Below are 22,323 nucleotides of genomic sequence, written 5' to 3' on the forward strand. Positions count from 1 at the left end.
GTTAGCGGATCGGGGCGGGGCGTGCCGAACGCGTTGGCGGTGCTTCGGGGATCGGTCGGACGGGCGGACGGTCGGACGGGCGGGGTCAGTACGTCAGGCCGTGGCCGAAGGGGTGGAGGGTGCCGGTGGCGTCGAGGGTGGGGATGGTGACCGGGAGCTTCCCTGTGGGGGAGAGGTCGCCGTAGAGGGCGCGGACGGCGGCGCGGAGGGAGGGGATGCCGTAGGAGTAGGTGGCCAGGTAGGCGGGGACGCCGGGGAAGCGGCGGATGTCGTACGGATTGCGGACGGCGAGCGCGACGACCGGGCGGCCGGTGTCCGTCAGGGCCCGGACCAGCGCGGCCTGGGCGGCGCCCTGCTCGGAGCCGGCCGCGGCGGCGTTGACGGAGACGAGCACCACGTCGTGTTCCGCGGCGGCGGAGACGGCCTCGGCGATGAGGGAGTCGGTCGGGACGGCTGCCGTCTCCAGGACGGTGGCGGTCTGGCCGGGGCGGTCGGCGACGGCGTCGGCCAGGGCGCGGGTGGTCCCGGTGCCCCAGCCGGTGACCAGCACCGAGCGGGCGGCGGGGGAGAGGGGGAGGAGGCCGCCGTGGTTCCGGACGAGGGTGATCGTCCGGTCGGTGATCGCCTGTGCGTCGGCGCGGTGGCGGGCGTTGCCGACGGTGCGGACGGCGCGCTCCTCGTCCACGTACGGATGGGCCAGGAGGCCGCGGCGGATCTTGTGGACCAGGATGCGCTCCACCGAGGCGTCCAGCCGGGAGAGGGGGATCTCGCCGCCGCGGACGGCGGCCAGGACGGCGCCGTGGGCGGTGTCCAGCTCGGGGGCGAGGACAAGCTGGTCGCAGCCCGCCCGCAGGGCCCGGACCGGGGCCACGTCCGGTGGGAACTGGCCGGCGGCGCCGCGCATGTCCAGGGCGTCGGTGACGACCAGGCCGTCGAAACCCAGCTCCTCGCGGAGCAGGCCGGTGACGATCGGGTGCGACATGGTGGCCGGGACGCCCGACGGGTCCAGGGCCGGGACCACGATGTGGGCGGTCATGATCGTGTCGACCCCGGCGGCGACGGCGGCCCGGAAGGGCGGCAGGTCGATGCGGTCCAGTTCCTCGCGGGTGTGGTCGATGCGCGGCAGTCCGGTGTGGCTGTCGGTGTCGGTGTCGCCGTGGCCGGGGAAGTGCTTGGCGGCGGAGGCGGCCCCGCCGCGGTGGTGGCCGCGTACGGAGGCGGTGGTCAGCTCCGCGCACAGCCCGGGGTCGGAGCCGAAGGAGCGGACGCCGATGACCGGGTTGGCGGGGTTGACGTTGACATCGGCGACGGGCGCGTAGTTCTGGGTGATGCCCAGCGCGGCCAGCTCCCGGGCGAGGATCTCGGCCGAGCGCCGGGTGTCGGCCGCCGAGCGGCCGGCCGCCAGCGCCATGTTCCCGGGCAGCAGGGTGGCGGGCTCGGTGAGCCGGTAGACGACGCTGCCGCCCTCCTGGTCGACGGAGATCAGCAGCGGTACGCGGGCGCCGCGGGTGCGGGCGGCGCGCTGGAGCCCGTTGGAGAGGCGGGCGGTCCGGCGCGGGTCGGAGACGTTGTCGGGGCCGCGCCGGGCGTCGAAGTAGATGACGCCGCCGGGCAGGTACTTGGCGATCACCTCGGCGGGGGTGTCCACGCCGTACAGGGCGCGGTTGCCCGCGGCGGGCTCGTCGGCGGACCGGCCGTACACCTCGACGACGAACAACTGCCCGACCTTCTCCTCCAGCGACATGCGGCGCAGGACGGCCCGCGCCCTGGCCCGTACGCCCCGGGAACGGTCGGCGCGGGCGGCACCTGCCGGGGAGGCCAGGGCGGTGGAGGCGGTCAGGGCCGCGGTGGCGCCGAGCAGACCGGTGGCGAGGGCCTGTCTGCGGGAGGGTGGCACGGGCTGCTGCATTCGGGGCTCTCCTCACACGGGAGGGTGGGTGGCGTACGGGCTGTGGGGTTGTCGTCGGGGCTGTGGCGGGCACATCGTCGCAGCGTGCCGAGCCGGCGGCCAGGGGTGTGGACAAGTGCCGGGAGCCGGGCCGGTGGTCCGTGGACGGGGGCACCTCGAAATGTGACGCGGGTCACAGTGGTGATGTGGAACAACCGGGGAGGCGATCCCCGTTTGCGACGTTACCTATTCCGACGGGAGCCCGCTCCCCGGGAGTCCGCGAGAGGGGACGGCATGGCGGCCACCGGCACCACCGCCCCGCGCGGCACCGTCCCGCCCCGGCGCGCGGACGCGGTCCGCAACCGGGAGCGGATCGTCGCCGCAGCCGGCCAGGCGTTCGCCCGCTACGGCTCCGACGCGTCGCTCGACGACATCGCCCGGCGCGCGGGCGTCGGCAACGCCACCCTCTACCGGCACTTCCCGGACCGGGAGACACTCGCGCACGAGGTCGTGCTCGCCGTGGTGGAGCGGATCACGGACCGGGCGCGGGCGGCCCTGGCGGAGTGCGGCCCGAGCGGCGGGGGAGACGATCCCTTCGAGGCGCTGCACCGCTTCGTCACCGGGGCGGCGCAGGAGCGCGTCGGTGCCCTCTGCCCGATGCTGGACGCGGACTTCGACAGCGAGGAGCCCCGGCTGCTGGCCGCCCGGCGCCGGCTGGAGGGGGCGGTCGGGGAACTCCTCGACCGGGCGCGGCGGGCCGGACGCCTCCGCGCGGACGCCGACACCGGCGATCTGCTGATGGCCGTGGGGCAGCTCACCCGGCCGCTGCCCGGCGCGGACTGCGCGCGGCTGGAGCGGTTCTCCGGCCGGCAGTTGCAGATCTACCTCGACGGGCTGCGTGCCCCGGCGGAGTCCCGGCTCCCCGGGCGGGCGGCGACCCTGGAGGCGCTGCGGCGGGAGGACTGACCGGAGCGACCGGAGACGGCCCTGCGGGAGACGGCCGGGAGCGCGTGCGTACGCCGCGTCCCGGTGACCGGCCCCCACCGCGGACGACGGGGGTGTTCGCGGTGGGGGCCGGTGTGTGCCGGGCGTCCGGACGGGGCGGGCGACGCAGTGGCAGGCGGTCAGGAGTCCAGCGGCTTCTCGTACCAGGCGACGTCCCAGAACCGGCCGAACTTCCGGCCCACCTCCCCGTAGGTGCCGATGTGGCGGAAGCCGAAACGGGTGTGGAGGCGTACGGAGGCCGGGTTGGGCTGGGCGATGCCCGCGTAGGCGCGGTGGACGTCCTCGCCGGACAGGGCCTCGAAGAGGTGCTTGTAGAGCAGGGTGCCGATGCCCCGGCCGCGGGCGGTGGGGGAGAGGTAGACGCTGGTCTCGACCGAGGTGGAGTAGGCGGGCTTGGGGCGGAGCGGGCCGCTGGTGGCGTAGCCGAGCACCCGGCCCGTCCCCGTGTCCCGGGCAACCTGGAGGCGGTGCGGGCCGTCTATCGGGTGGGAGAGCAGCCAGGGACGTCTGTCCGCCGCGGTGAGGGGAACGGTGTCGAATGTGATGGGTGTCTCACGGACGTAGTGGTTGTAGATCTCGGTCAGCTCCGGGAGGTCCTCCTCTCCACCCGCCCTGACCTGCACTTCTCCGTTCCCCGTCACAAGGCTCCCCCTTCGTGCGGCGGCGCAGGATACCGCAAGATCGACAAAGTCGATGGGCGGCTTGGGAATTCTGTCCGGATTGAAGTCGTTGTTTCCAGCGAAGCGGGCACCCGGTTGAGAAGACGCCGGGTGGCCGGAACCGCCACCGACCAGTTGTAGACCACTCGTAAGGGAGTACGTATGGCAACCCGTGCCGTCGCCCGTCGTCAGGCCGATAGCAAGGGCTCTGGCGAGGCACGCACTGCTCGTACCTCGTCCTCGGGGGATGTCGCGGACCGGGACCTGGTCGGCATGTACCTCGACGAGATCGCCCGCACTCCGCTGCTGGACGCGGCCAAGGAGGTCGAGCTCTCGCTCGCGATAGAGGCGGGTGTGTACGCCCAGCAGATCCTCGACGGCGAGGTCGAGCCCGTCTCGGAGGACTCGCCGAGCGCGACCGCGCGCCGGGAGGAGCTGGCGGCGATCGTCGCCGAGGGCGAGCGTGCCAAGGACGTCTTCATCCGCTCCAACCTGCGTCTGGTCGTCGCCGTCGCACGGCGCTACCCCCGCAGCGGACTGCCGCTGCTGGACCTGATCCAGGAGGGGAACGCGGGCCTGGTGCGGGCGGTCGAGAAGTTCGACTACCGCAAGGGCTTCAAGTTCTCCACCTACGCGACATGGTGGATCCGGCAGGCCATCACACGGTCGATCGCCGACCAGTCGCGCACGATCCGGCTGCCCGTCCACCTGGTGGAGGAGCTGGGCCGGATCCGCCGTGTGCAGCGGGAGTTCAACCGCGAGCACGGGCGCGACCCCGAGCCCGCCGAGATCGCCGAGGAGCTGGGCTCGACGGCCGAGCGCGTCACGGACGTGCTCGACTGGGCGCGCGACCCGGTCAGCCTCAACATGTCCGTGGACGACGAGGGCGAGACGCAGTTCGGCGACCTGCTGGAGGACACCTCCGCGACCTCGCCGGAGGACTCCGTGCTCGTGATGCTGCGGCGTGAGGAGCTGGAGGAAATGATCGGGCGCCTGGACGACCGCACCGCCTCCATCATCCGCGCGCGCTACGGCATCGAGGATGGGCGCGAGCGCACGCTGACGGAGGTCGGCAAGCAGCACGGCCTGACGCGGGAACGCATTCGCCAGATCGAGAAGCACGCCCTGCTGGAACTGAAGAAGATGGCTCGTGACACGGGCTTCGACGCGGCGGCGTGACGGGGCGGGGCACGGCGGAACGCACCGTGCCGCGCGGCCCCGGCCCCCGAGACACCCCGGCGGAAGACCCGCATCCGACCAGCACGACCCGCACGGCCAGAGCCCCGGCACTCCCCGAGTGACCGGGGCTCTGCCGCGCCCGTGGGATGCCGCCTCCGGTGCCGGGGGGATCCCGGAGGGACGGCTCAGGAGCGGGGGCGGGGGCGGCTGTAGAGATCGCGGTAGGCGGGGAACACCCCGCCCGGGCCGTCCACGCCCTCCGCGGCCAGCACCGCCTTCACCACCGCCCGTGTCAGGGTGTCGGCCCCGGCGGCCAGCACGGCGTTGAACTCCTCGACGGCCTCGAACCCGGTGGGGCCCCCGGCGGGCTCCCCGGTGGGCCCTCCGGCGGCGGGGCCGTCGGCGGCCTCCCGTACGGCCGTCGGCCGGGCCCCGGTGGCCAGGGCGAACACGGTGTCGCCGTCGGTGAGCAGATGGACCGGGCGGACCGCACGGGCCAGCCCGTCGTGGGAGGTGCCCGCCAGCTTGTGCGCCTGGGCACGGGAGAGCGCGGCGTCGGTGGCCACCACGGCCAGGGTGGTGTTGAGCGGCGCGCGTACGGAGGCGGCCGTACGGCGCTCGGACTCCTGCCGGGCGGCTGCCAGCCTGCGCAGCGCCTCGGCGTGCTCGGCCGCGGAAGGGAAGGCCGGACGCCCGCCGCCGTACAGCTCGCCGTAGAGCGCACCCGTCGCCGGGTCGAGCACCGAACCCGCGGCGTTGACCACGACCAGCGCGCCCACGGTCGTACCCGAGGGCAGGACCGTGCTCGCGGTGCCCACTCCGCCCTTGAGGCCACCCGCCACCGCTCCCGTTCCGGCGCCGACACAGCCCTGGGGCACCGGGCTCCCGGGAGCCGTACGGTCGGCGGCCCCGGCCGCCTCGCGGCCGAGCGCGGCGTCGGGGCGGGCCCGCCAGGAGCCGCCGCGGCCGAGGTCGAAGAGGCACGCGGCCGGAACCACCGGCACCACCTGCTCCGGTTCGGGGCCGACCCGGAAGCCGCGGCCCCGTTCCGCCAGCCAGTCCACGACCCCGCAGGCCGCATCCAGCCCGAACGCGCTGCCGCCGGTCAGCACCAGGGCGTCGACGCGCTGCACCAGATTGCGGGGGTCGAGGGCGTCGGTCTCCCGGGTGCCGGGGCCGCCGCCCCGGACGTCCACCGCGGCCACCGCCCCGCCCTCCGGCGCGAGAACCACCGTCGTACCCGTCAGCCGGCCGTCGCCCCGGTAGCGGGCATGGCCGACCCGCAGCCCCGTTACGTCCGTCAGTGCGTCCAGGGGGCCCATGGCCTCCGCGGACCCCGTGCCGTCCGTGCCGCCCATGCCGTCCGTGCCGTCCGTGCCGTCCGTGCTGTCCGTGCTGTTCATACGGGCCATGGTCCCCGGTACGGCCCCGGAGGCGGCTGCCGCGACGCTCCCGGGGCGGCGGGCCGGGGCCGCCGTACCCTGGGGGCATGAACACCCCCGCCACTCCCGGCCCCGGGCACCGTGCCCCGGCGGACCCGGCTTCCGCACTGGACTTCACCGACCCGCTGAGCCGGCCGTCGAACGACGACACCGACCGGGGCTGGGGCGACCGGGGCTGGGGCGAACGGGCGGACACGGCGGGTGGCGACGCGGCCGACCTGGCCCGTTTCCTGGAGGAGAAGCCCCCGCACCACCTGTGAGGCACGAGCGCGAGCGCGGGCTCGAGCACGAGTGCGGGCGCGGGTGGACGGCGGGGTGTGTCCGGGACTACGCCCGGCCGGTGCCCTCGCCGCCGGTGAATCCCGGGCCGCCGGGGGCACCGCGCTGCGGGCCCAGCCCGGCCGCACCCGCCGCCGGGCCCTGCTCGGCGCGGAGGGCGACCAGGGTGTCGCGGATCTCGGCGAGCAGCTCCACCTCGCTCTTCTGAGCGGGTGTCGCGGCCATCTCCGCCGCCTCCTCGGTGTCCAGGGCGTCCAGCCGCTTCTTGAGCTTGTTCATGGGCACGATCATGAGGAAGTACACGACCGCCGCGGTGATCAGGAAGGTCAGGGAGGCGCTCAGCACCGTGCCCCACTTGATCGTGATGCCGTTGATGACCGCGCCCGTCGACTCGTCGATCTCGCACGGGCCCTGGAGGCAGGAGTGGTAGCGGTCGAGGTCCTTGGGCCCGATGGAGCCCACCACCGGGTTGATGACGCCCTCCACGACCGAGTTCACGATCTTGGTGAAGGCCGCTCCGATGACGACGGCAACGGCCAGGTCGACCACGTTGCCCCGCATCAGGAAGGCCTTGAACCCGTTCAGGACGCCTTGCTTCTCGCTCAACGGACTGCCTCTCTGCACATGCGCGCCGACCCTCGCCGACGGAACGCAGCACACGCTGCATGACCCCCGCGCCGGTTGTCCAATCCGGGGATCCGTCCGGGGCGGGCCCCGGGAGCGGCCGGTCGGCGCAGGTCAGCACAGGGTCACCGCCAGTTGGGAGTGTGCGGCGGCCCCGGCGAGCCGGGCCGCCACGGGCCGTGGCACCGAGAGCACCACCAGCGCCCCGGCTTCCTCGCCGGAGGCACCAAAGGCACCGGAGAGACCGGACGCACCGGAGGAGCCGGAGCCGTCCGGGCCGGGACCGGGAACGGCGGCCACCCGTACGTTCCGGGCGACGGTCCGGGCAGGACGGCCGGCCGGGACGCCCGCGGTGGTGTCGTCGACGGTGGTGGCCAGTACGTCCACCCGGTCGCCGGGCCGCAGCAGTCGCACCACGGCGGCGTCCGGAATCCGCACCGGGGCCTCGACCTCGGCCGCCGTGTCACCGCCGTGCCCGGGCGAGGACCGGGCCGCTGCCGACGGTGCGGGTGGTGCGGGTGCCGGCGCCCGTTGTGCGGCGGACCCGAGCGCGGACGGGGCCGGCTCCCCGCCGGGCCCGCCACGCGGCATCCAGGCCACGGCCACCGTGGCGGCCGCGGCGAGGGAGACGGCCGCCGCGCGCCTGCCCCGTCCCGCCGTCCGCAGCGACCCGAGGAGACCGCGGCCGGCGCGCACCGGCTCGAACTCCGGCACGGGACAGGAAGGAGGCGGACAGGAGGACGGCTGGGAGGAAGAGCGCCGGGAGGCGGAAGGGAGAGAAGGGCAGGGGGAAGAGGACACCGCGGTCACCGCCTTGGAGAGGGAACTCCCTCACGATGGCCGGTTCCGCGCGAGTCCGCCGGGCCCTGTGGAGAGCCCACAGGCTGTGGACAACTCCGTCACCCACACGGGCCGCACACGCCCCTCACGCCACGCAGGACGCGTCCCGCGGCGGCCCCACGCCGGCTCCACGCCGGCCGTCCCTACGGCAGCGCGATCCCCGGGTCCATGCCGTCCAGCGCGCCCGCGCACCCGCACTCCCGCTCCACCGGCAGTCCGGCCACCACGTCGAAGAGCACCTCGCGCAGCCGTCCGACGTTCTGAGCGAAGACTTCGAGCACCTCCTCGTGCGAGACGCCCTCACCCGTCTCCGCACCGGCGTCCAGGTCGGTGACCAGGGCGATCGAGGTGTAGCACAGGGCGAGTTCCCGGGCGAGGACGGCCTCCGGGTGCCCGGTCATCCCGACCACGGACCATCCCTGTGCCGCGTGCCAGCGCGACTCCGCGCGGGTCGAGAAGCGCGGTCCCTCGACCACCACCATCGTGCCGCCGTCCACCGGCTCCCACCCCCGGCCGCGGGCCGCCGCGAGCGCGGCCGTACGGCCCGCTCCGCAGTAGGGGTCGGCGAAGGTCAGGTGCACCACGTTCGGCACCGAGCCGTCGGACAGTGCCTCGCCGTCGTAGTAGGTCTGGACGCGTGACTTCGTACGGTCCACCAGCTGGTCCGGGACGACCAGGGTGCCCGGCCCGTACTCGGGGCGCAGACCGCCCACCGCGCACGGCCCCAGCACCTGGCGCACACCGGCCGAGCGCAGGGCCCAGAGGTTGGCGCGGTAGTTGACGCGGTGCGGCGGCAGGTGGTGCTTGCGCCCGTGCCGGGGCAGGAAGGCCACGCGCCGCCCGGCGACCTCGCCGAGGAAGAGGGAGTCGCTCGGTGGGCCGTAGGGCGTCTCCACCGTGAGCTCCGTCACGTCCTCCAGGAAGGAGTAGAACCCGGACCCGCCGATGACGCCTATCTCCGCCTGCGGAGCGCTTCCTGTCTGAGAAGTCATGGCCGTCACCCTAGCCCGCCCGGCGGGCACGCCGGAGACCCCGCCGGGCCGCGGCGGGGTCGGTGGCGTTCGGGATGCGTCCGGGGGCCGGACGTGTCGTGGGGACGCGCCGCCTCAGGCCGCCGTCGAACCCGCCTTGGAGGACGAGCCGCCCGACGAACCCGACGACGAGGACGACGACGAACCCGACGACGAGGAAGAAGACGACGAGCTGTCGCTTTTCTTCTCGGCCGAGGACGACGACGAAGCCGAGGAAGCCGAGGAAGACGAAGACGACGACGAAGCCGAGCTGCCGGACGAGGAGCTGCGGCTGTCGTTCCGGTAGAAGCCGGAGCCCTTGAAGACGATGCCGACCGCCGAGAACACCTTCTTCAGGCGTCCCTCGCAGCTCGGGCACTCGGTGAGCGCGTCGTCGGTGAACTTCTGAACCGCTTCCAGGCCCTCGCCGCACTCGGTGCACTGGTACTGATAGGTCGGCACTTGCTCCTCCTGGCACTCTTACCTGTGGAGTGCTAACGACGCACCATGGTGCAGCATTCCGGCGGCTTAGTCCACTGCGGACGGCCGACGGTGACCCTCGCCACGTGCCGTCACCCCCTCCGCGTCCCCCGTCCGGAGTCCTGCCCGGAGTCCTCCCGCCCGTCCCGGACGGGCCCCGGACGGGACGGGCGGGAGGGGACCGGTCCCTTCACCACCGGGGTGTCCGGTGCCGCCGGGACCAGCCGCCCGCGCAGCACCGCGACGATCACCAGCGCGAGCGCGGTGACCAGCGGCGGCACCGCGAACCCGGCGTTCGTCCCGAAGCCGTCCACCAGCTGCCCGGCCGCCGTGGCCGCCCCGGCCTGCCCCAGCGCGACCGCCCCGGTCAGCCAGGTGAACGCCTCGGTGCGGACGGTCGGCGGGGTCAGCCGTTCCACCAGCGTGAAACCCGTGATCAGACTCGGCCCGATGCCCGCGCCGGCCAGCAGCCCGAGAACGGCCAGCGGCACCACCGAGTCCACCGCCCACAGCGGCGCGGTGGCCAGCACCAGCAGCCCGTACGAGACCAGCAGCCGCCGTCGCGGGGACGACCGCCAGGTCAGCGCCCCGTAGCCGAGGCCGGCCAGCATGTTGCCCGCCGCGAAGATCCCGTACAGCACGCCGTTGAGGTCCGGCTGCCCGATGTGTTCGGTGTAGGCGGCCAGTGACACCTGCATGCCGCCGAACACCGCGCCGACGCCCAGGAAGGCGACGATCAGCACCCGTACGCCCGGCACCGACAGCGCCGAGGCGTGCGGGCCGCCGTCCGTCCCGGTGCCCGCGGCACCCCCGGCACCCCCGCTGTCCGCGGTGACCCGGGCGCGGCGCTGGACCGGGGGCTGGGTACGGCGCCGCGCCGCGAAGAGCAGTCCGCCGACGACGGTGAGGACCCCCTCCGCGGCCAGCCCGGCGGCCGGATGCACCCCGGTGCACAGCGCCGTCGCCAGCACCGGGCCGAGGACGAAGGTCAGCTCGTCGGTGACCGACTCCAGCGCCGCCGCCGTCGGCAGCGTCCCGGGGCGGTCCCGCAGCAGGTGCGCCCAGCGGGCCCGCACCATCGGGCCGACCTGCGGCACCGAGGCGCCGGCCGGCACGGCCGTCACCAGCAGCGCCCACAGCGGGGCCCCGGACAGGGCCAGCGAGGTCAGCAGGGCGACGGAGACGGCGTGCAGCGCGATGCCGGGCAGCAGGACGGCGCGCTGGCCGAAACGGTCGGCGAGCCGTCCGGCGCGCGGCGCACACAGGGCCATCGCGACCCCGGCGGTCGCGGACACCGTGCCCGCCGCGCCGAACGAGCCGGTGGTGTCCTCGACCAGCAGCACGATGCCCAGGGTCAGCATCGCGAACGGCTGGCGGGCCAGGAAGCCGGGCACCAGGAACGTCCAGGCGCCGGGGGTGCGCAGCAGCTCCCGGTAGCCGGCCCTGCGGGAGGGGCTCCGGGAGGAGCCGTCGGACGTGCCGGGGGGATCCGGCTCAGGGTTGACCGAGGAAGTGACCGTGGTGGTCACGACCTGACCTTTCTGCCGCCTGGTAGCGCGCCCCCGGGCGCCGTACGGCGGGCGTACGGCGGCCGCGCGGGGCCGGCCGAGGGCTGTCCTCTCACGCGGGAACCGCGGGCGCGGCGTGCTGCCGGACGGCCGGGCGGTCGCGTCAGCCCTGCATCAGGCGGAGTCGGAGCTCCGGAAGTCGGACGAAGTCGGATTTCAGGTTAACCCACCGCCCGCCGGTGGGCAGGCGGGCGGTGGGCAGACAGACAGACGAACGGGCGGCCGGGCGCCTCAGCGCCGGGAGCCCCCCAGCGCCGTACTGCCCGCCGATCCCAGCCAGCCCGCCAGCTTGCCGCCGCGCCCCACGGCCATCAGCCGCCGCTCGGCGGCCTCGCGCACCTCGTCGGTGGCGATCACCAGCAACTCGTCGCCGTACCGCAGGACGGTCGTCGGCCCCGGCACGAAGCTGCTGTCCCCCCGCACGACCAGGGTGACCGCGGCTCCTTTCGGCAGCCGGAGCTCGCCGACCTCCACGTTGTGCATCCGCGATCCCCGCGGGATGCCGACCGAGATCAGATGGCCGCGCAGCCGCTCCAGCGGGGCCGACTCGATCTCCAGGTCCATCGCCTCCTCGTTCCCGCCCAGTCCCAGCTTCCGGGCGGCCCAGGGCAGGGTCGGCCCCTGGATCAGGGTGAAGACGACGACCAGGACGAAGACGATGTTGAAGATCCGGTCGCTGTCCCGCCCGGGGGAGGACATGGGGATCGTCGCCAGGATGATCGGTACGGCGCCGCGCAGCCCCGCCCACGACATCAGCGCCTGTGCCCGCCAGGGCAGCCGGAAGGGCAGGGTGCACAGCACGACCGACACCGGCCGGGCCACCAGGGTCAGCACCAGGCCGATGACCAGGGCGGCCCCGAAGTCGTCCAGCAGCTCCGCCGGGGTCGCCAGCAGTCCGAGCAGGACGAACAGCCCGATCTGCGCCATCCACGCCATGCCGTCCGCGAAGCCGCGGGTGGCCGGCCGGTGCGGCAGCCTGGCGTTGCCCAGGACGATCCCGCAGATGTAGGTCGCCAGGAAGCCGCTGCCCTGTGCGAGGGTGCCCCCGGCGTACGCCAGGACGCACAGCGCCAGCACCGCGATCGGGTACAGGCCCGAGGCCGGCAGGGCCACGTGCCGCAGTCCGTACTCGCCGATCTTGCCGACGACGATCCCGGCCACGAGGCCGATGGCCAGCTGCAGCGCGATGTTCCCCAGGAGGACGTACCAGGAGTCCACCGGCCCGGCCATCGAGAAGGCGACGACCAGGATGACCACCGGGGGATCGTTGAACCCGGACTCCGCCTCCAGGGTCCCGGCCAGCCGCCTGGGCAGCGGCAGCCGGCGCAGGACCGAGAAGACCGCCGCCGCGTCGGTCGAGGAGACGACCGAACCCATGATCAGTGCCAGCCGCCAGTCCAGCCCCACCAGGTAGTGGGCGCCCGCCGCGGTGACCGCGACGCTGATGCAGACCCCCACGGTGGCGAGTACGGCGGCGGAGGAGGCGACCGGGCGGATGTCGCGCCACTTGGTGCTCAGCCCGCCCTCGGACAGGATCACCACGAGCGCGGCGTAGCCGAGTACCTGGGTCAGTTCGGCGTCGTCGAAACTGATGCCCAGCCCGTTCTCCCCCAGGGCGATGCCGAGCCCCAGGTAGATCAGCAGACTGGGCAGGCCGGTGCGCGAGGAGAGTCGGACCGCCGCGACGGCGACGAGCAGGACGAGCGAGCCGAGCAGCATGAGTTCGTTGAGGCGGTCGACAGTCAGAGGGCGGGTCCTTCCGTGCGTACGGGCGGGCGTACCGGAGCGGGCGTGCGGGACGGACGTGCGAAGCGGACACAGGGGACGAAACGGCCGGACTCCGGCCGCCGAAAGTCATTTGCCTGCCTAACAATTTACCATTGCTTGAAGGTTGCGGCTTTGTTGCCCGGGCTCCCTGCCGGTCCGGGGCCCGTCTCGTCCTATGGTTGCTCCAGCACTCCTGGTCCCACCCTGCCCGCGAAGGACAGCGATGCCCGCCAAGAAGACCTCACGACGCGCCCGTTTCTCCGTGATCGCAGTCGTGCTGCTGCTCGTGGCGGGTCTCGGCTACGGGACGTACTGGGGCGTGGACACCGTCCGCGCCTCCTTCCCGCAGACGACCGGTTCGCTCCAGCTGGACGGCCTGTCCGCCCCGGTGACCGTCAAGCGCGACGGCCACGGCATACCCCAGCTCTACGCCGACAGCGCCGAGGACCTCTTCCGCGCCCAGGGCTACGTCCACGCCCAGGACCGCTTCTGGGAGATGGACGTGCGGCGGCACCTGACGGCCGGCCGGCTGTCGGAGATGTTCGGCGAGGACCAGGTCGAGACCGACGCCTTCCTGCGCACCCTGGGCTGGCGGAAGGTGGCGGAGGAGGAGTACGAGAGCAAGCTGTCGAAGACGACGAAGGAGTACCTGCTGGCGTACTCGGAGGGGGTCAACTCCTACCTCGCGGAGCGCGGCGGCGCGGAACTCTCCCTGGAGTACGCCGCCCTCGGCTTCGTCAACGACTACACGCCGCAGAAGTGGACGCCGGTGGACTCCGTCGCCTGGCTCAAGGCCATGGCCTGGGACCTGCGCGGCAACATGCAGGACGAGATCGACCGCGCCCTCCTCGCCGGCCGGCTGGAGGAGCGGCAGATCGAGGAGCTGTACCCGGACTACCCGTACGAGCGGAACAAGCCGATCGTGCGGGAGGGCGCGGTGGACCCCGCCCAGGAGGCGTTCGACCCCGGGAGCGAGGCCCCTTCCGGCGGGGAGGCCGACGGGGACACCGGCGAGGGTACGGAGGGATCCGCCGACGGCACCGGCACCGGCACCGGCACCCAGGGCGCCGGATCCCCCGACGGCGTACGGACGCAGCTCACCGGTCTCTCCGACGTCCTCGACCGGCTCCCCGCCCTGCTCGGCCCGAACGGCAACGGCATCGGCTCCAACTCCTGGGTCGTCCACGGCAAGCACACGACCACCGACAAGCCCCTGCTGGCCAACGACCCGCACCTGGCCCCGCAACTGCCCTCCATCTGGTACCAGATGGGCCTGCACTGCAACGAGGTCGGCGAGGCCTGCCCCTTCGACGTCGCGGGCTTCACCTTCTCCGGCATGCCCGGCGTGATAATCGGCCACAACCAGGACATCTCCTGGGGCTTCACCAACCTCGGCGCCGACGTCACCGACCTGTACCTGGAGAAGATCGAGGACGGCAAGTACGTCTACGACGGAAAGCGGATCCCGTACGAGACCCGCCAGGAGACCATCAAGGTCGCCGGCGGCAAGGACCGCACCATCACCGTCCGCTCCACCCGCCACGGCCCGATCGTCTCCGACCGCAGCGCGGAACTGGGCACCGTCGGCGACCACGCCCCCGTCGGCGACCGGGCACCCGACCGCGGCAAGGGCTACGCCGTCGCGCTGCGCTGGACCGCGCTGGAGCCGTCCAACACCATGGACGCCGTCTTCAAGCTCAACCGGGCGGGGGACTTCGAGGAGTTCCGCGCCGCCGCCGCCGACTTCGCCGTCCCCTCCCAGAACCTGCTCTACGCCGACACCGAGGGCAACATCGGCTACCAGGCCCCCGGCCGCATCCCGGTCCGCGGCAAGGGTGACGGCCGCTACCCGGCGCCCGGCTGGGACCCGGACCACGAGTGGACCGGCTACATCCCGCAGGACGAACTGCCCTGGGAGTACAACCCCGAGCGCGGCTACATCGTCACCGCCAACCAGGCCGTCGTCGACGCCGAGAAGTACCCCTACCTGCTCACCGAGGACTGGGGCTACGGCGCGCGCAGCCGGCGGATCGAGGACCTCATCCAGTCGAAGATCAAGGAGGGCGGCAGGGTCTCCACCGAGGACATGGCCACCATGCAGCTGGACAACAGCAGCGAGATAGCCAAGATCCTGGTGCCCCACCTGCTGAGGATCGACGTCAAGGACCCCTACGTCCGCGAGGCCCAGGAACTGCTGGAGGGCTGGGACTACACCCAGGACGCCGACTCGGCCCCCGCCGCCTACTTCAACGGCGTGTGGCGCAACCTCCTCAAGCTCTCCTTCGGCAACAAGCTCCCCAAGGAGGTCCGGGTCGAGGGCGAGTGCCTGCGCGTCCGCCCGGCCGACGACTCCGGCCCCGTCGAGGACCTCGACGGCACCGTCCGCACCGTCCGCGAGTGCGGCATGCGGGCCCCGGAGTCCGCACAGCCGGACGGCGGCGACCGCTGGTACGAGGTCGTGTACAACCTGCTGGAGAAGCCCGACAGCGGCTGGTGGACCCCCGGCAGCCGGTACGAGACCGGCGCGGGCGACCGGGACGAGCTGCTGGCCGACGCCCTGCGGGACGCCCGCTGGGAACTCACCACCAAGCTCGGCAAGGACATCGACACCTGGAGCTGGGGCCGCCTGCACCGGCTGATGCTGAAGAACCAGACGCTGGGCACCGAGGGCCCGGGCTTCGTCCAGCACCTGCTCAACCGCGGCCCGTGGAACCTGGGCGGCGGCGAGGCGGCCGTCAACGCCACCGGCTGGAACGCGGCAGGCGGCTACCAGGTGGTCTGGGTGCCGTCGATGCGCATGGTGGTCAACATGGCCAGGCTCGACGAGTCCCGCTGGATCAACCTCACCGGCGCCTCCGGCCACGCCTACCACTCGAACTACATCGACCAGACGGACCTGTGGGCCGACGGCGAGATGCTGGACTGGCCGTTCGGCGAGGAAGCCGTGGAGAAGGCCACCGAGGACAAGATGGCCCTCACCCCCGAGCCCTGACGGCCCTCGTCCCCGAGCCCCGGCCGGACGCGGACGCCCGGGTCACGCCGTGAAGCGGTGCACCCCCTCGGGGGTCACCGCGGCGTGCACCGGCCGGTCGTGGGGCTCGGCGGGCACCTCGGCCGCCAGCAGCTCGCCGGAGTGGAGCAGCACCACCCGGGCCGGGGCGGCACCGGCGGACTCGACACGGGCCAGCCCCCGGTCGTAGCTGCCGCCGCCCCGTCCCAGCCGCGTCCCGCGCCGGTCCACCGCCAGCCCCGGCAGCAGTACGGCACCGGCCGCCGTGACCGCGTCCGGGCCCAGCCGGGGGCCGGTGGGCTCCAGCAGCCCCCGGCCGGCCCGCGCCAGGGAGCCGGGGCCCTCGTACACCGCCCAGTCCAGGTCGTCGTCGGGCAGCAGCACCGGCAGCAGCACCCGTACGCCGCGCCCGCGCAGCGCGTCCAGCAGCTCCGGGCCCCCCGGCTCGCGGCCGACCGGGACGTACGCCGCCACGGCGCGCGCGCCGGTCAGCTCGGCCAGCCCCAGGGCGTGCCGGACGACCGCCCCGGCGGCCCGCCGCAGCTCCTCCTGGGGCAGCGCCGCCCGCGCCGCCAGCAGGGCGCGCCGCAGCGCGCGCTTGTCCGCGGCGGCACCGGCACGGCCACCTCCCGCGGTGCCCTCCCCGGTACCGCCTCCGCCGCTGCCCTCACCCATGGTGATCGCTCCCTCTCCCCGTTTCTCCCCTTCCGCGGGACCGCCCGCGGACGGCCGGCCGTGGATCGCGGCGGGCCTGCCGGACCTGCGGGTTGTGCGTCCGGCCAACGGATATGGTGCTGACATGACTACCTCACGTGCACGGATCACGAAGGCCGTCGTCCCGGCCGCCGGGCTCGGTACCAGGTTCCTGCCGGCCACGAAGGCGACTCCCAAGGAGATGCTGCCTGTCGTCGACAAGCCCGCGATCCAGTATGTGGTGGAGGAGGCCGTGACCGCCGGGCTCCCCGACGTCCTCATGGTCACCGGCCGCAACAAGCGTCCCCTGGAGGACCACTTCGACCGCAACTACGAGTTGGAGGAGGTGCTGCGGAGCAAGGGCGACGAGGACCGGCTCACCCGGGTCCAGGAGTCCACCGACCTGGCCACCATCCACTACGTGCGCCAGGGCGACCCCAGGGGCCTGGGCCACGCCGTGCTGTGCGCCGCCCCGCACGTCGGCGACCAGCCCTTCGCCGTCCTCCTCGGCGACGACCTGATCGACCCGCGCGACCCGCTGCTGTCCCGGATGATCGAGGTGCAGGCCGCCTACGGCGGCAGTGTCGTCGCGCTGCTGGAGGTCGAGCCGGAGAACATCCACCTCTACGGCTGCGCCGTCGCCAAGCCCACCGGCGACGACGACGTGGTGAAGGTCTCCGACCTGGTGGAGAAGCCGTCCCGCGAGGCCGCGCCCAGCAATCTGGCCGTCATCGGCCGCTACGTCCTGGACCCGGCCGTCTTCGACGTGCTGCGCCGGACCGAGCCCGGCCGCGGCGGCGAGATCCAGCTCACCGACGCCCTCCAGGCGCTGGCCGCCGATCCCGCCATCGGCGGGCCGGTGCACGGCGTGGTCTTCAAGGGCCGCCGCTACGACACCGGCGACCGCGCCGACTACCTGCGGGCCATCGTCCGGCTGGCGTGCGAACGCGAGGACCTCGGCCCGGAGTTCCGGGCCTGGCTGAGCGACTTCGTGAACAAGGAGCTGTAGGACTTGAGCGAGACCTGGTCCGTCGACGAGCACCTGGCCGACATCCTGCGGTCGGTGCGGCCGCTGGAGCCGATCGAGCTGCAACTGCTCGACGCCCAGGGCTGCGTCCTCGTCGAGGACGTCCTGGTGCCCGTCTCCCTGCCCCCCTTCGACAACAGCTCCATGGACGGCTACGCCGTGCGGGTCGCCGACGTGGCCGGGGCGAGCGAGGACGACCCGGCGGTGCTCCGGGTCGTCGGGGACGTGGCCGCGGGCACCGGGCGGGCGCCGGAGGTCGGCCCGGGCCAGGCGGCCCGGGTCATGACCGGCGCCCCGCTGCCGCCCGGCGCCGAGGCCGTCGTCCCCGTGGAGTGGACCGACGGCGGTACCGGCGGCGGCCCCGCCGAGGCCATGGCCGCTCACCGCGCCGACCCGTCCGGGGCGGGCGGCGGGGTCCGTGTCCACCGGCCGGCCGAGGCCCGGCAGTACGTGCGGGACAAGGGCAGCGACGTACGCGCCGGTTCGGTCGCGCTGACCGCAGGCACCGTGCTGGGCCCGGCGCAGATCGGCCTGCTGGCCGCCATCGGCCAAGGCACCGTCACCGTACGGCCGCGCCCGCGCGTGGTGGTGCTCTCCACCGGCAGCGAACTGGTCCCGCCCGGCTCGCCGCTGGGCCACGGGCAGATCCACGACTCCAACAGCTTCGCGCTGACCGCCGCCGCCCGGGCCGCGGGCGCCATCGCCTACCGCGTCGGCGCGGTGGCCGACGACGCGCCCGCGCTGCGCGAGGTGATCGAGGACCAGCTGGTGCGCGCCGACGCCGTCGTCACCAGCGGCGGGGTGAGCGTGGGGGCGTACGACGTGGTGAAGGAGGCGCTGTCCGATCTGGCGGGTACGGCGCTGGGCGGCGCCGAACCGGTCCGCCCCGGGGACGAGCACGAGCACGGAGACGGAGACTCCGCCGAGCCCGCCGCCACCGCCGCCGCCACCGACGCCGCCGAGGGATCCGAGGCCGCCTCCGCCCCCGCCCGTACCCCCGCCCGCGGTGTGGAGTTCCGCCGGCTGGCGATGCAGCCCGGCAAGCCGCAGGGCTTCGGCCTGGTCGGCCCCGACGGCACCCCGCTGTTCGCCCTCCCCGGCAACCCGGTCAGCTCCTACGTCTCCTTCGAGCTGTTCGTCCGTCCCGCCCTGCGCACCCTGATGGGGCTGGAGCCCGTCTCCCGCCCGACGGTCCGCGCCCGCGTCGAGTGCGACGGGCCGCTCACCTCACCCGACGGCAAACGGCAGTTCCTGCGCGGCCGTTACACCCCGCCGGCCCCCGGTGAGAAGACCGGCACGGTACGCCCGGCCGGCGGCGCGGGTTCCCATCTGACGGCCTCCCTGGCGCGTGCCGACGCGCTGATCGTGGTACCCGAGCAGACCACCGGGGTAGCCCGGGGCGACGAACTGGAGGTCGTGCTCCTGGAGTGAGCCGACCGCCACCGGCGCCTGCGGGTACCGTTGTCGGTTGTCGTTCGGCAGTTGTCTGACACCTGTCCGACAGTTGTCCGACAGGTGTTCGGCAATTGACCGGCGACCGACCGGAACGGATCGCCGCACAGGAGAGTGATGAGCAGCGCGCAGCAGGGGAACCCCACCGCCAGTCCGCCCGGCCCGGCCGGGCGCCTCACCCACGTCGACGAGACGGGGGCCGCCCGGATGGTCGACGTCTCGGCCAAGGACGTCACCACCCGCACCGCCCGCGCCACCGGCCGGGTGCTCGTCGCGCCGCGTGTGGTGGAGCTGCTGCGCGGCGCGGGCGTACCGAAGGGCGACGCGCTGGCCACCGCCCGGATCGCCGGGATCATGGGCGCCAAGCGCACCCCCGACCTCGTCCCTCTGTGCCACCCGCTGGCGCTCTCCGGGGTCAAGGTGGACCTGGTGGTGGCGGACGACGCGGTGGAGATCACGGCGACGGTGCGCACCACCGACCGCACGGGCGTGGAGATGGAGGCGCTGACGGCCGTGTCGGTGGCGGCCCTCACCGTCGTGGACATGGTCAAGGCGGTGGACAAGGGCGCCGTCATCACGGACGTGCGGGTGGAGGAGAAGACCGGGGGCGCCTCCGGGGACTGGAGCCGGTCGTGAACCCGGGCTCCCCGGCCCCCGTCCGCCGCGCCCTGGCCGTCACCGTCTCCAACCGCGCCGCCGCGGGCGTCTACGCCGACACCACCGGGCCGCTGCTGGCCGAGGCCCTGGCGGGACTGGGCTTCGCCACCGACGGGCCGCGCGTCGTCCCGGACGGCGAGCCGGTGGCCGGGGTGCTGCGCGAGGCGGTCGCCGGCGGCTACGACGTGGTGCTCACCACCGGCGGCACCGGTATCTCCCCGACCGACCGCACCCCGGAGATGACCCGCTCCGTACTGGACCACGAGATCCCCGGCATCCCCGAGGCGATCCGCGCGGCCGGACTCGCCAAGGTCCCCACCGCCGCGCTGTCGCGCGGCACCGCGGGCGTCGCGGGCACCACACTGATCGTCAACCTCCCCGGCTCCGCCGGCGGTGTGCGCGACGGGCTGGCCGTCCTGGAGAAGCTGCTGGTGCACGCCGTGGACCAGCTCCACGGCGGGGACCACCCCAGGAAGGACCAGAGCTGAACGCGTTCTGGCCGGTCGAGCTGGCGGACGGGGATGTCGCCCTCCGCCCCATAAGGCTGCGCGACCACCGCGCCTGGCGCGAGGTCAACCACCGGAACCGTGAGTGGCTGCGCCCCTGGGAGGCCACCGTCCCGCCCGCCCTGCCCGGCCGGCTGCCGCCGCGTCGCCCGACGTACCGGCAGATGGTGCGCCATCTGCGGGCGGAGGCGCAGGCGGGCCGGATGCTGCCGTTCGTCGTCGACCACCAGGGGCGGCTGGCCGGCCAGCTGACGGTCGCCGGGATCACCTGGGGGTCGATGTGCTCGGGCCATATCGGCTACTGGGTCGATCACGAGGTGGCCGGGCGCGGGGTGATGCCGACGGCCGTCGCGCTCGCCGTGGACCACTGTTTCCGCACGGTCGGACTGCACCGGATCGAGGTCTGCATCCGTCCCGAGAACGGACCGAGCCGCCGGGTGGTGGAGAAACTCGGATTCCGGGAGGAGGGGCTCCGGCCGCGTTATCTGCACATCGACGGCGCCTGGCGGGACCATCTGGTGTACGCGCTGACGACGGAGGACGTCCCCGAGGGGCTGCTGGACCGCTGGCACCGGAGGTCCAGACCAGGTGCGCCACGAAAATAAAATAAATGTTCGATTTTCCTGTCCGGCGGCGACCCGCTGATTACTCGTCGTACATAATTGCGGAAAAGTGATCCGACAAACGCAAAAAACGGTAGGGATATCAGCCAGATCGTGCGACACACCGCGCCAATTGGCCTATCGCTCCCGGGAAATCCCTCTACCGTGTGGGGGGTGAGCAGCAGCGGCCTCATCTACGCAGTCATCGTCGGGGCCTGGGCCGCCTACCTCGTGCCGATGTGGCTCCGTCGGCAGGACGAGCTCAACGAAGCCCGTCCGACGGAGCGCTTCGGCACCGCCATCCGGCTGCTCTCCGGCCGAGCGGCCATGGAGCGCCGCTGCGCCAGGGAGCTGGAGGCGGCCGGGCGCGAGGAGGGCGACCTCGCGGTCAGCGGGGCGGTCACCGACGACGACGCCACGAGCCTGCCCGCCGACGGTGTGGCGGGTGTGGACGTGCGTGCCCTCGCCGACCCCGTGACCGAGCACCACGAGATCCTCTCCCGCACGGCGATCACCCGCGCCGAGGCCCCCACCCAGGTGCGCCCGCACCCGGAGCGTGCCGGAGGTACCGGCCGCGGTGACCGCGACGACCGCGCCGACGACTCCGGCCGCCGGAAGCGGGCCAGGCTGCTGGCCCGCCGCCGCCGCACCACCATGGGGCTCTTCCTCGCCTTCACGCTCGGCGCGGTCGTCGCGGCGGTCGGCGGGGTCGCCTTCCTGTGGGCCCCGGCGATCCCGGCCGGGCTGCTGAGCGCGTACATCGCCCATCTGCGCGCCCAGGAGCGCCGCCGCTTCGTCGTCGTCATGGACCGCCGCCGTGCCGAGGCCGCCGCCCGCCGGCTGCGCGAGAACCGCGCCGCCGCGCCGCCGGCCGCTCCGAAGTCGCAGCCGAAGTCCGGGGCCGGGGCCGGGGCCGAGGCCGCGCCCGCGCCCGCGCCCGTTCCCGACACCGACCCGAGGGCCGCCGCCGAGCGGCGGGCCCTGGTGGAGCAGACGGACCACGCCGAGTGGGTCGACTCCCAGCGGCGCGAGCGCGCCCCCGGCTCGGCGGACGGCGGCTGGGAGCCCACCCCCGTACCGCTGCCCACCTACGTCAACGCCCCGGTCGCCCCGCGCACCGCCGGCGGCGTGGACCTGGACGCCCCGGACGCCTGGAGCTCGGCCCGTTCCGCCACGGCCCCGACGCCGGCCCCGGCTCAGACTCCGACCTCCGCCCAGGCGCCCGCCGCGCCGTCCGGCCGGTCCGACCGGAGCCGGTCCGACCGCTCCTCCTCCCGGCGCAGCCAGACCCCGCTGTTCGACCAGTACGCCGACGAGGACCGCCCGCGCGCCGCCAACGAGTGACCCGCCCGCCCAACCCCTCTCCGGCGCCGGTCCGGGGCATGACCAGCGCGGAACGGATTTCCGCGCACGGCGGTGAGGATGCTAGGGTTTCACCCGTTGCAGGGGCCTGTAGCGCAGTCCGGTAGCGCACCTCGTTCGCATCGAGGGGGTCAGGGGTTCAAATCCCCTCAGGTCCACAACATCCGGCTGCTCTCGCGTTCGCTTGGGAGCAGTTGACGAGATCCCGTCGGTCTTCATGGCCGGTCGGGGTCTTCGTCGTTTCTGCCGTTCACGCTCTGGGCGGCGTGCCGG

General features: G+C 73.9%; 20 protein-coding genes and 1 tRNA gene. 11 read left to right on the plus strand and 10 right to left on the minus strand.

Going from position 1 to position 22,323, the window contains the following annotated elements; all coding sequences use genetic code 11:
- Window positions 1–85 precede the first annotated feature (85 nt).
- Window positions 86–1,909, minus strand: a complete 1,824-nt coding sequence (locus CUT44_RS11315; RefSeq protein WP_100201801.1) for a glycoside hydrolase family 3 protein — start codon at window positions 1,907–1,909, stop codon at window positions 86–88.
- Between the two features lie 273 nt (window positions 1,910–2,182).
- Between CUT44_RS11315 and CUT44_RS11320 the strand changes: the two genes are divergently transcribed.
- Window positions 2,183–2,854 (plus strand): TetR/AcrR family transcriptional regulator, encoded by a 672-nt coding sequence (locus tag CUT44_RS11320; protein WP_100201802.1) that lies wholly within the window; start codon window positions 2,183–2,185, stop codon window positions 2,852–2,854.
- Window positions 2,855–3,012: 158 nt separating this feature from the next.
- On the opposite strand, the gene CUT44_RS11325 is transcribed toward CUT44_RS11320, so the two are convergent.
- Complete coding sequence (locus CUT44_RS11325) at window positions 3,013–3,534, minus strand: GNAT family N-acetyltransferase (RefSeq protein ID WP_100201803.1); 522 nt, start codon at window positions 3,532–3,534, stop codon at window positions 3,013–3,015.
- 180 nt (window positions 3,535–3,714) lie between these two features.
- On the opposite strand from CUT44_RS11325, the gene CUT44_RS11330 reads away from it, so the two are divergent.
- The gene (locus tag CUT44_RS11330) at window positions 3,715–4,731 is read left to right on the plus strand and encodes a sigma-70 family RNA polymerase sigma factor (protein WP_100201804.1); all 1,017 of its coding nucleotides are present in this window, start codon (window positions 3,715–3,717) and stop codon (window positions 4,729–4,731) included.
- 185 nt (window positions 4,732–4,916) lie between these two features.
- Here the strand turns inward: CUT44_RS11330 and CUT44_RS11335 are convergent, their stop codons facing one another.
- Window positions 4,917–6,089 carry a P1 family peptidase gene (locus CUT44_RS11335; RefSeq protein WP_408646736.1) on the minus strand — a complete coding sequence of 391 codons (1,173 nt, stop codon included), beginning with the start codon at window positions 6,087–6,089 and terminating at the stop codon, window positions 4,917–4,919.
- Window positions 6,090–6,220: 131 nt separating this feature from the next.
- Between CUT44_RS11335 and CUT44_RS11340 the strand changes: the two genes are divergently transcribed.
- On the plus strand, window positions 6,221–6,433 hold the full coding sequence (locus CUT44_RS11340; protein WP_199185674.1) for a hypothetical protein: 213 nt from the start codon (window positions 6,221–6,223) through the stop codon (window positions 6,431–6,433).
- Window positions 6,434–6,500: 67 nt separating this feature from the next.
- On the opposite strand, the gene mscL is transcribed toward CUT44_RS11340, so the two are convergent.
- The 6 genes from mscL to CUT44_RS11370 all read right to left on the minus strand — a co-directional run bounded on the left by mscL (window position 6,501) and on the right by CUT44_RS11370 (window position 12,693).
- Complete coding sequence (mscL, locus tag CUT44_RS11345) at window positions 6,501–7,058, minus strand: large conductance mechanosensitive channel protein MscL (protein ID WP_100201805.1); 558 nt, start codon at window positions 7,056–7,058, stop codon at window positions 6,501–6,503.
- Window positions 7,059–7,190: 132 nt separating this feature from the next.
- On the minus strand, window positions 7,191–7,790 hold the full coding sequence (locus CUT44_RS11350) for an RcpC/CpaB family pilus assembly protein (protein WP_233221345.1): 600 nt from the start codon (window positions 7,788–7,790) through the stop codon (window positions 7,191–7,193).
- Window positions 7,791–8,059: 269 nt separating this feature from the next.
- Window positions 8,060–8,908 (minus strand): S-methyl-5'-thioadenosine phosphorylase, encoded by an 849-nt coding sequence (locus CUT44_RS11355; protein WP_100201806.1) that lies wholly within the window; start codon window positions 8,906–8,908, stop codon window positions 8,060–8,062.
- Between the two features lie 114 nt (window positions 8,909–9,022).
- Window positions 9,023–9,388 (minus strand): FmdB family zinc ribbon protein, encoded by a 366-nt coding sequence (locus CUT44_RS11360; protein ID WP_100201807.1) that lies wholly within the window; start codon window positions 9,386–9,388, stop codon window positions 9,023–9,025.
- A gap of 110 nt (window positions 9,389–9,498) precedes the next feature.
- Window positions 9,499–10,935, minus strand: a complete 1,437-nt coding sequence (locus CUT44_RS11365; protein WP_408646732.1) for an MFS transporter — start codon at window positions 10,933–10,935, stop codon at window positions 9,499–9,501.
- Window positions 10,936–11,205: 270 nt separating this feature from the next.
- On the minus strand, window positions 11,206–12,693 hold the full coding sequence (locus CUT44_RS11370) for a potassium/proton antiporter (protein ID WP_100201808.1): 1,488 nt from the start codon (window positions 12,691–12,693) through the stop codon (window positions 11,206–11,208).
- Window positions 12,694–12,964: 271 nt separating this feature from the next.
- Here CUT44_RS11370 and CUT44_RS11375 point away from each other — a divergent pair, with 271 nt between their 5' ends.
- Window positions 12,965–15,733, plus strand: coding sequence for a penicillin acylase family protein (locus CUT44_RS11375; protein WP_100201809.1), 2,769 nt, complete (start codon window positions 12,965–12,967; stop codon window positions 15,731–15,733).
- Between the two features lie 42 nt (window positions 15,734–15,775).
- Here CUT44_RS11375 and CUT44_RS11380 read toward each other — a convergent pair whose 3' ends face one another.
- Window positions 15,776–16,426, minus strand: coding sequence for a 5-formyltetrahydrofolate cyclo-ligase (locus CUT44_RS11380; protein WP_100201810.1), 651 nt, complete (start codon window positions 16,424–16,426; stop codon window positions 15,776–15,778).
- 124 nt (window positions 16,427–16,550) lie between these two features.
- Here CUT44_RS11380 and galU point away from each other — a divergent pair, with 124 nt between their 5' ends.
- The 7 genes from galU to CUT44_RS11415 all read left to right on the plus strand — a co-directional run bounded on the left by galU (window position 16,551) and on the right by CUT44_RS11415 (window position 22,208).
- Complete coding sequence (gene galU / locus CUT44_RS11385) at window positions 16,551–17,453, plus strand: UTP--glucose-1-phosphate uridylyltransferase GalU (protein WP_100201811.1); 903 nt, start codon at window positions 16,551–16,553, stop codon at window positions 17,451–17,453.
- Window positions 17,454–17,456: 3 nt separating this feature from the next.
- Window positions 17,457–18,902, plus strand: coding sequence for a molybdopterin molybdotransferase MoeA (locus CUT44_RS11390; protein WP_100201812.1), 1,446 nt, complete (start codon window positions 17,457–17,459; stop codon window positions 18,900–18,902).
- A 138-nt stretch (window positions 18,903–19,040) separates the two neighbouring features.
- Window positions 19,041–19,559 (plus strand): cyclic pyranopterin monophosphate synthase MoaC, encoded by a 519-nt coding sequence (gene moaC, locus CUT44_RS11395; protein WP_100201813.1) that lies wholly within the window; start codon window positions 19,041–19,043, stop codon window positions 19,557–19,559.
- Window positions 19,556–20,068, plus strand: coding sequence for a MogA/MoaB family molybdenum cofactor biosynthesis protein (locus tag CUT44_RS11400; protein ID WP_100201814.1), 513 nt, complete (start codon window positions 19,556–19,558; stop codon window positions 20,066–20,068). The genes moaC and CUT44_RS11400 overlap by 4 nt, the downstream gene beginning before the upstream one ends.
- On the plus strand, window positions 20,065–20,691 hold the full coding sequence (locus CUT44_RS11405; RefSeq protein ID WP_100201815.1) for a GNAT family N-acetyltransferase: 627 nt from the start codon (window positions 20,065–20,067) through the stop codon (window positions 20,689–20,691). The genes CUT44_RS11400 and CUT44_RS11405 overlap by 4 nt, the downstream gene beginning before the upstream one ends.
- Before the next feature lie 171 nt (window positions 20,692–20,862).
- The gene (sepX, locus tag CUT44_RS11410) at window positions 20,863–22,032 is read left to right on the plus strand and encodes a divisome protein SepX/GlpR (RefSeq protein ID WP_100201816.1); all 1,170 of its coding nucleotides are present in this window, start codon (window positions 20,863–20,865) and stop codon (window positions 22,030–22,032) included.
- Window positions 22,033–22,134: 102 nt separating this feature from the next.
- Window positions 22,135–22,208 (plus strand) — tRNA-Ala (locus CUT44_RS11415).
- Window positions 22,209–22,323 lie beyond the last annotated feature (115 nt).

Source organism: Streptomyces carminius (assembly GCF_002794255.1).
GTDB lineage: Bacteria > Actinomycetota > Actinomycetes > Streptomycetales > Streptomycetaceae > Streptomyces > Streptomyces carminius.

Bases quoted from the DNA above. Each gene is read 5' to 3' on its own strand.
- CUT44_RS11315 (WP_100201801.1), bottom strand. From the start codon at position 1,909: ATGCAGCAGCCCGTGCCACCCTCCCGCAGACAGGCCCTCGCCACCGGT.
- CUT44_RS11320 (WP_100201802.1), top strand. From the start codon at position 2,183: ATGGCGGCCACCGGCACCACCGCCCCGCGCGGCACCGTCCCGCCCCGG.
- CUT44_RS11330 (WP_100201804.1), top strand. From the start codon at position 3,715: ATGGCAACCCGTGCCGTCGCCCGTCGTCAGGCCGATAGCAAGGGCTCT.
- CUT44_RS11335 (WP_408646736.1), bottom strand. From the start codon at position 6,089: ATGGGCGGCACGGACGGCACGGGGTCCGCGGAGGCCATGGGCCCCCTG.
- CUT44_RS11340 (WP_199185674.1), top strand. From the start codon at position 6,221: ATGAACACCCCCGCCACTCCCGGCCCCGGGCACCGTGCCCCGGCGGAC.
- CUT44_RS11355 (WP_100201806.1), bottom strand. From the start codon at position 8,908: ATGACTTCTCAGACAGGAAGCGCTCCGCAGGCGGAGATAGGCGTCATC.
- CUT44_RS11370 (WP_100201808.1), bottom strand. From the start codon at position 12,693: ATGCTGCTCGGCTCGCTCGTCCTGCTCGTCGCCGTCGCGGCGGTCCGA.
- CUT44_RS11375 (WP_100201809.1), top strand. From the start codon at position 12,965: ATGCCCGCCAAGAAGACCTCACGACGCGCCCGTTTCTCCGTGATCGCA.
- CUT44_RS11380 (WP_100201810.1), bottom strand. From the start codon at position 16,426: ATGGGTGAGGGCAGCGGCGGAGGCGGTACCGGGGAGGGCACCGCGGGA.
- galU (WP_100201811.1), top strand. From the start codon at position 16,551: ATGACTACCTCACGTGCACGGATCACGAAGGCCGTCGTCCCGGCCGCC.
- moaC (WP_100201813.1), top strand. From the start codon at position 19,041: ATGAGCAGCGCGCAGCAGGGGAACCCCACCGCCAGTCCGCCCGGCCCG.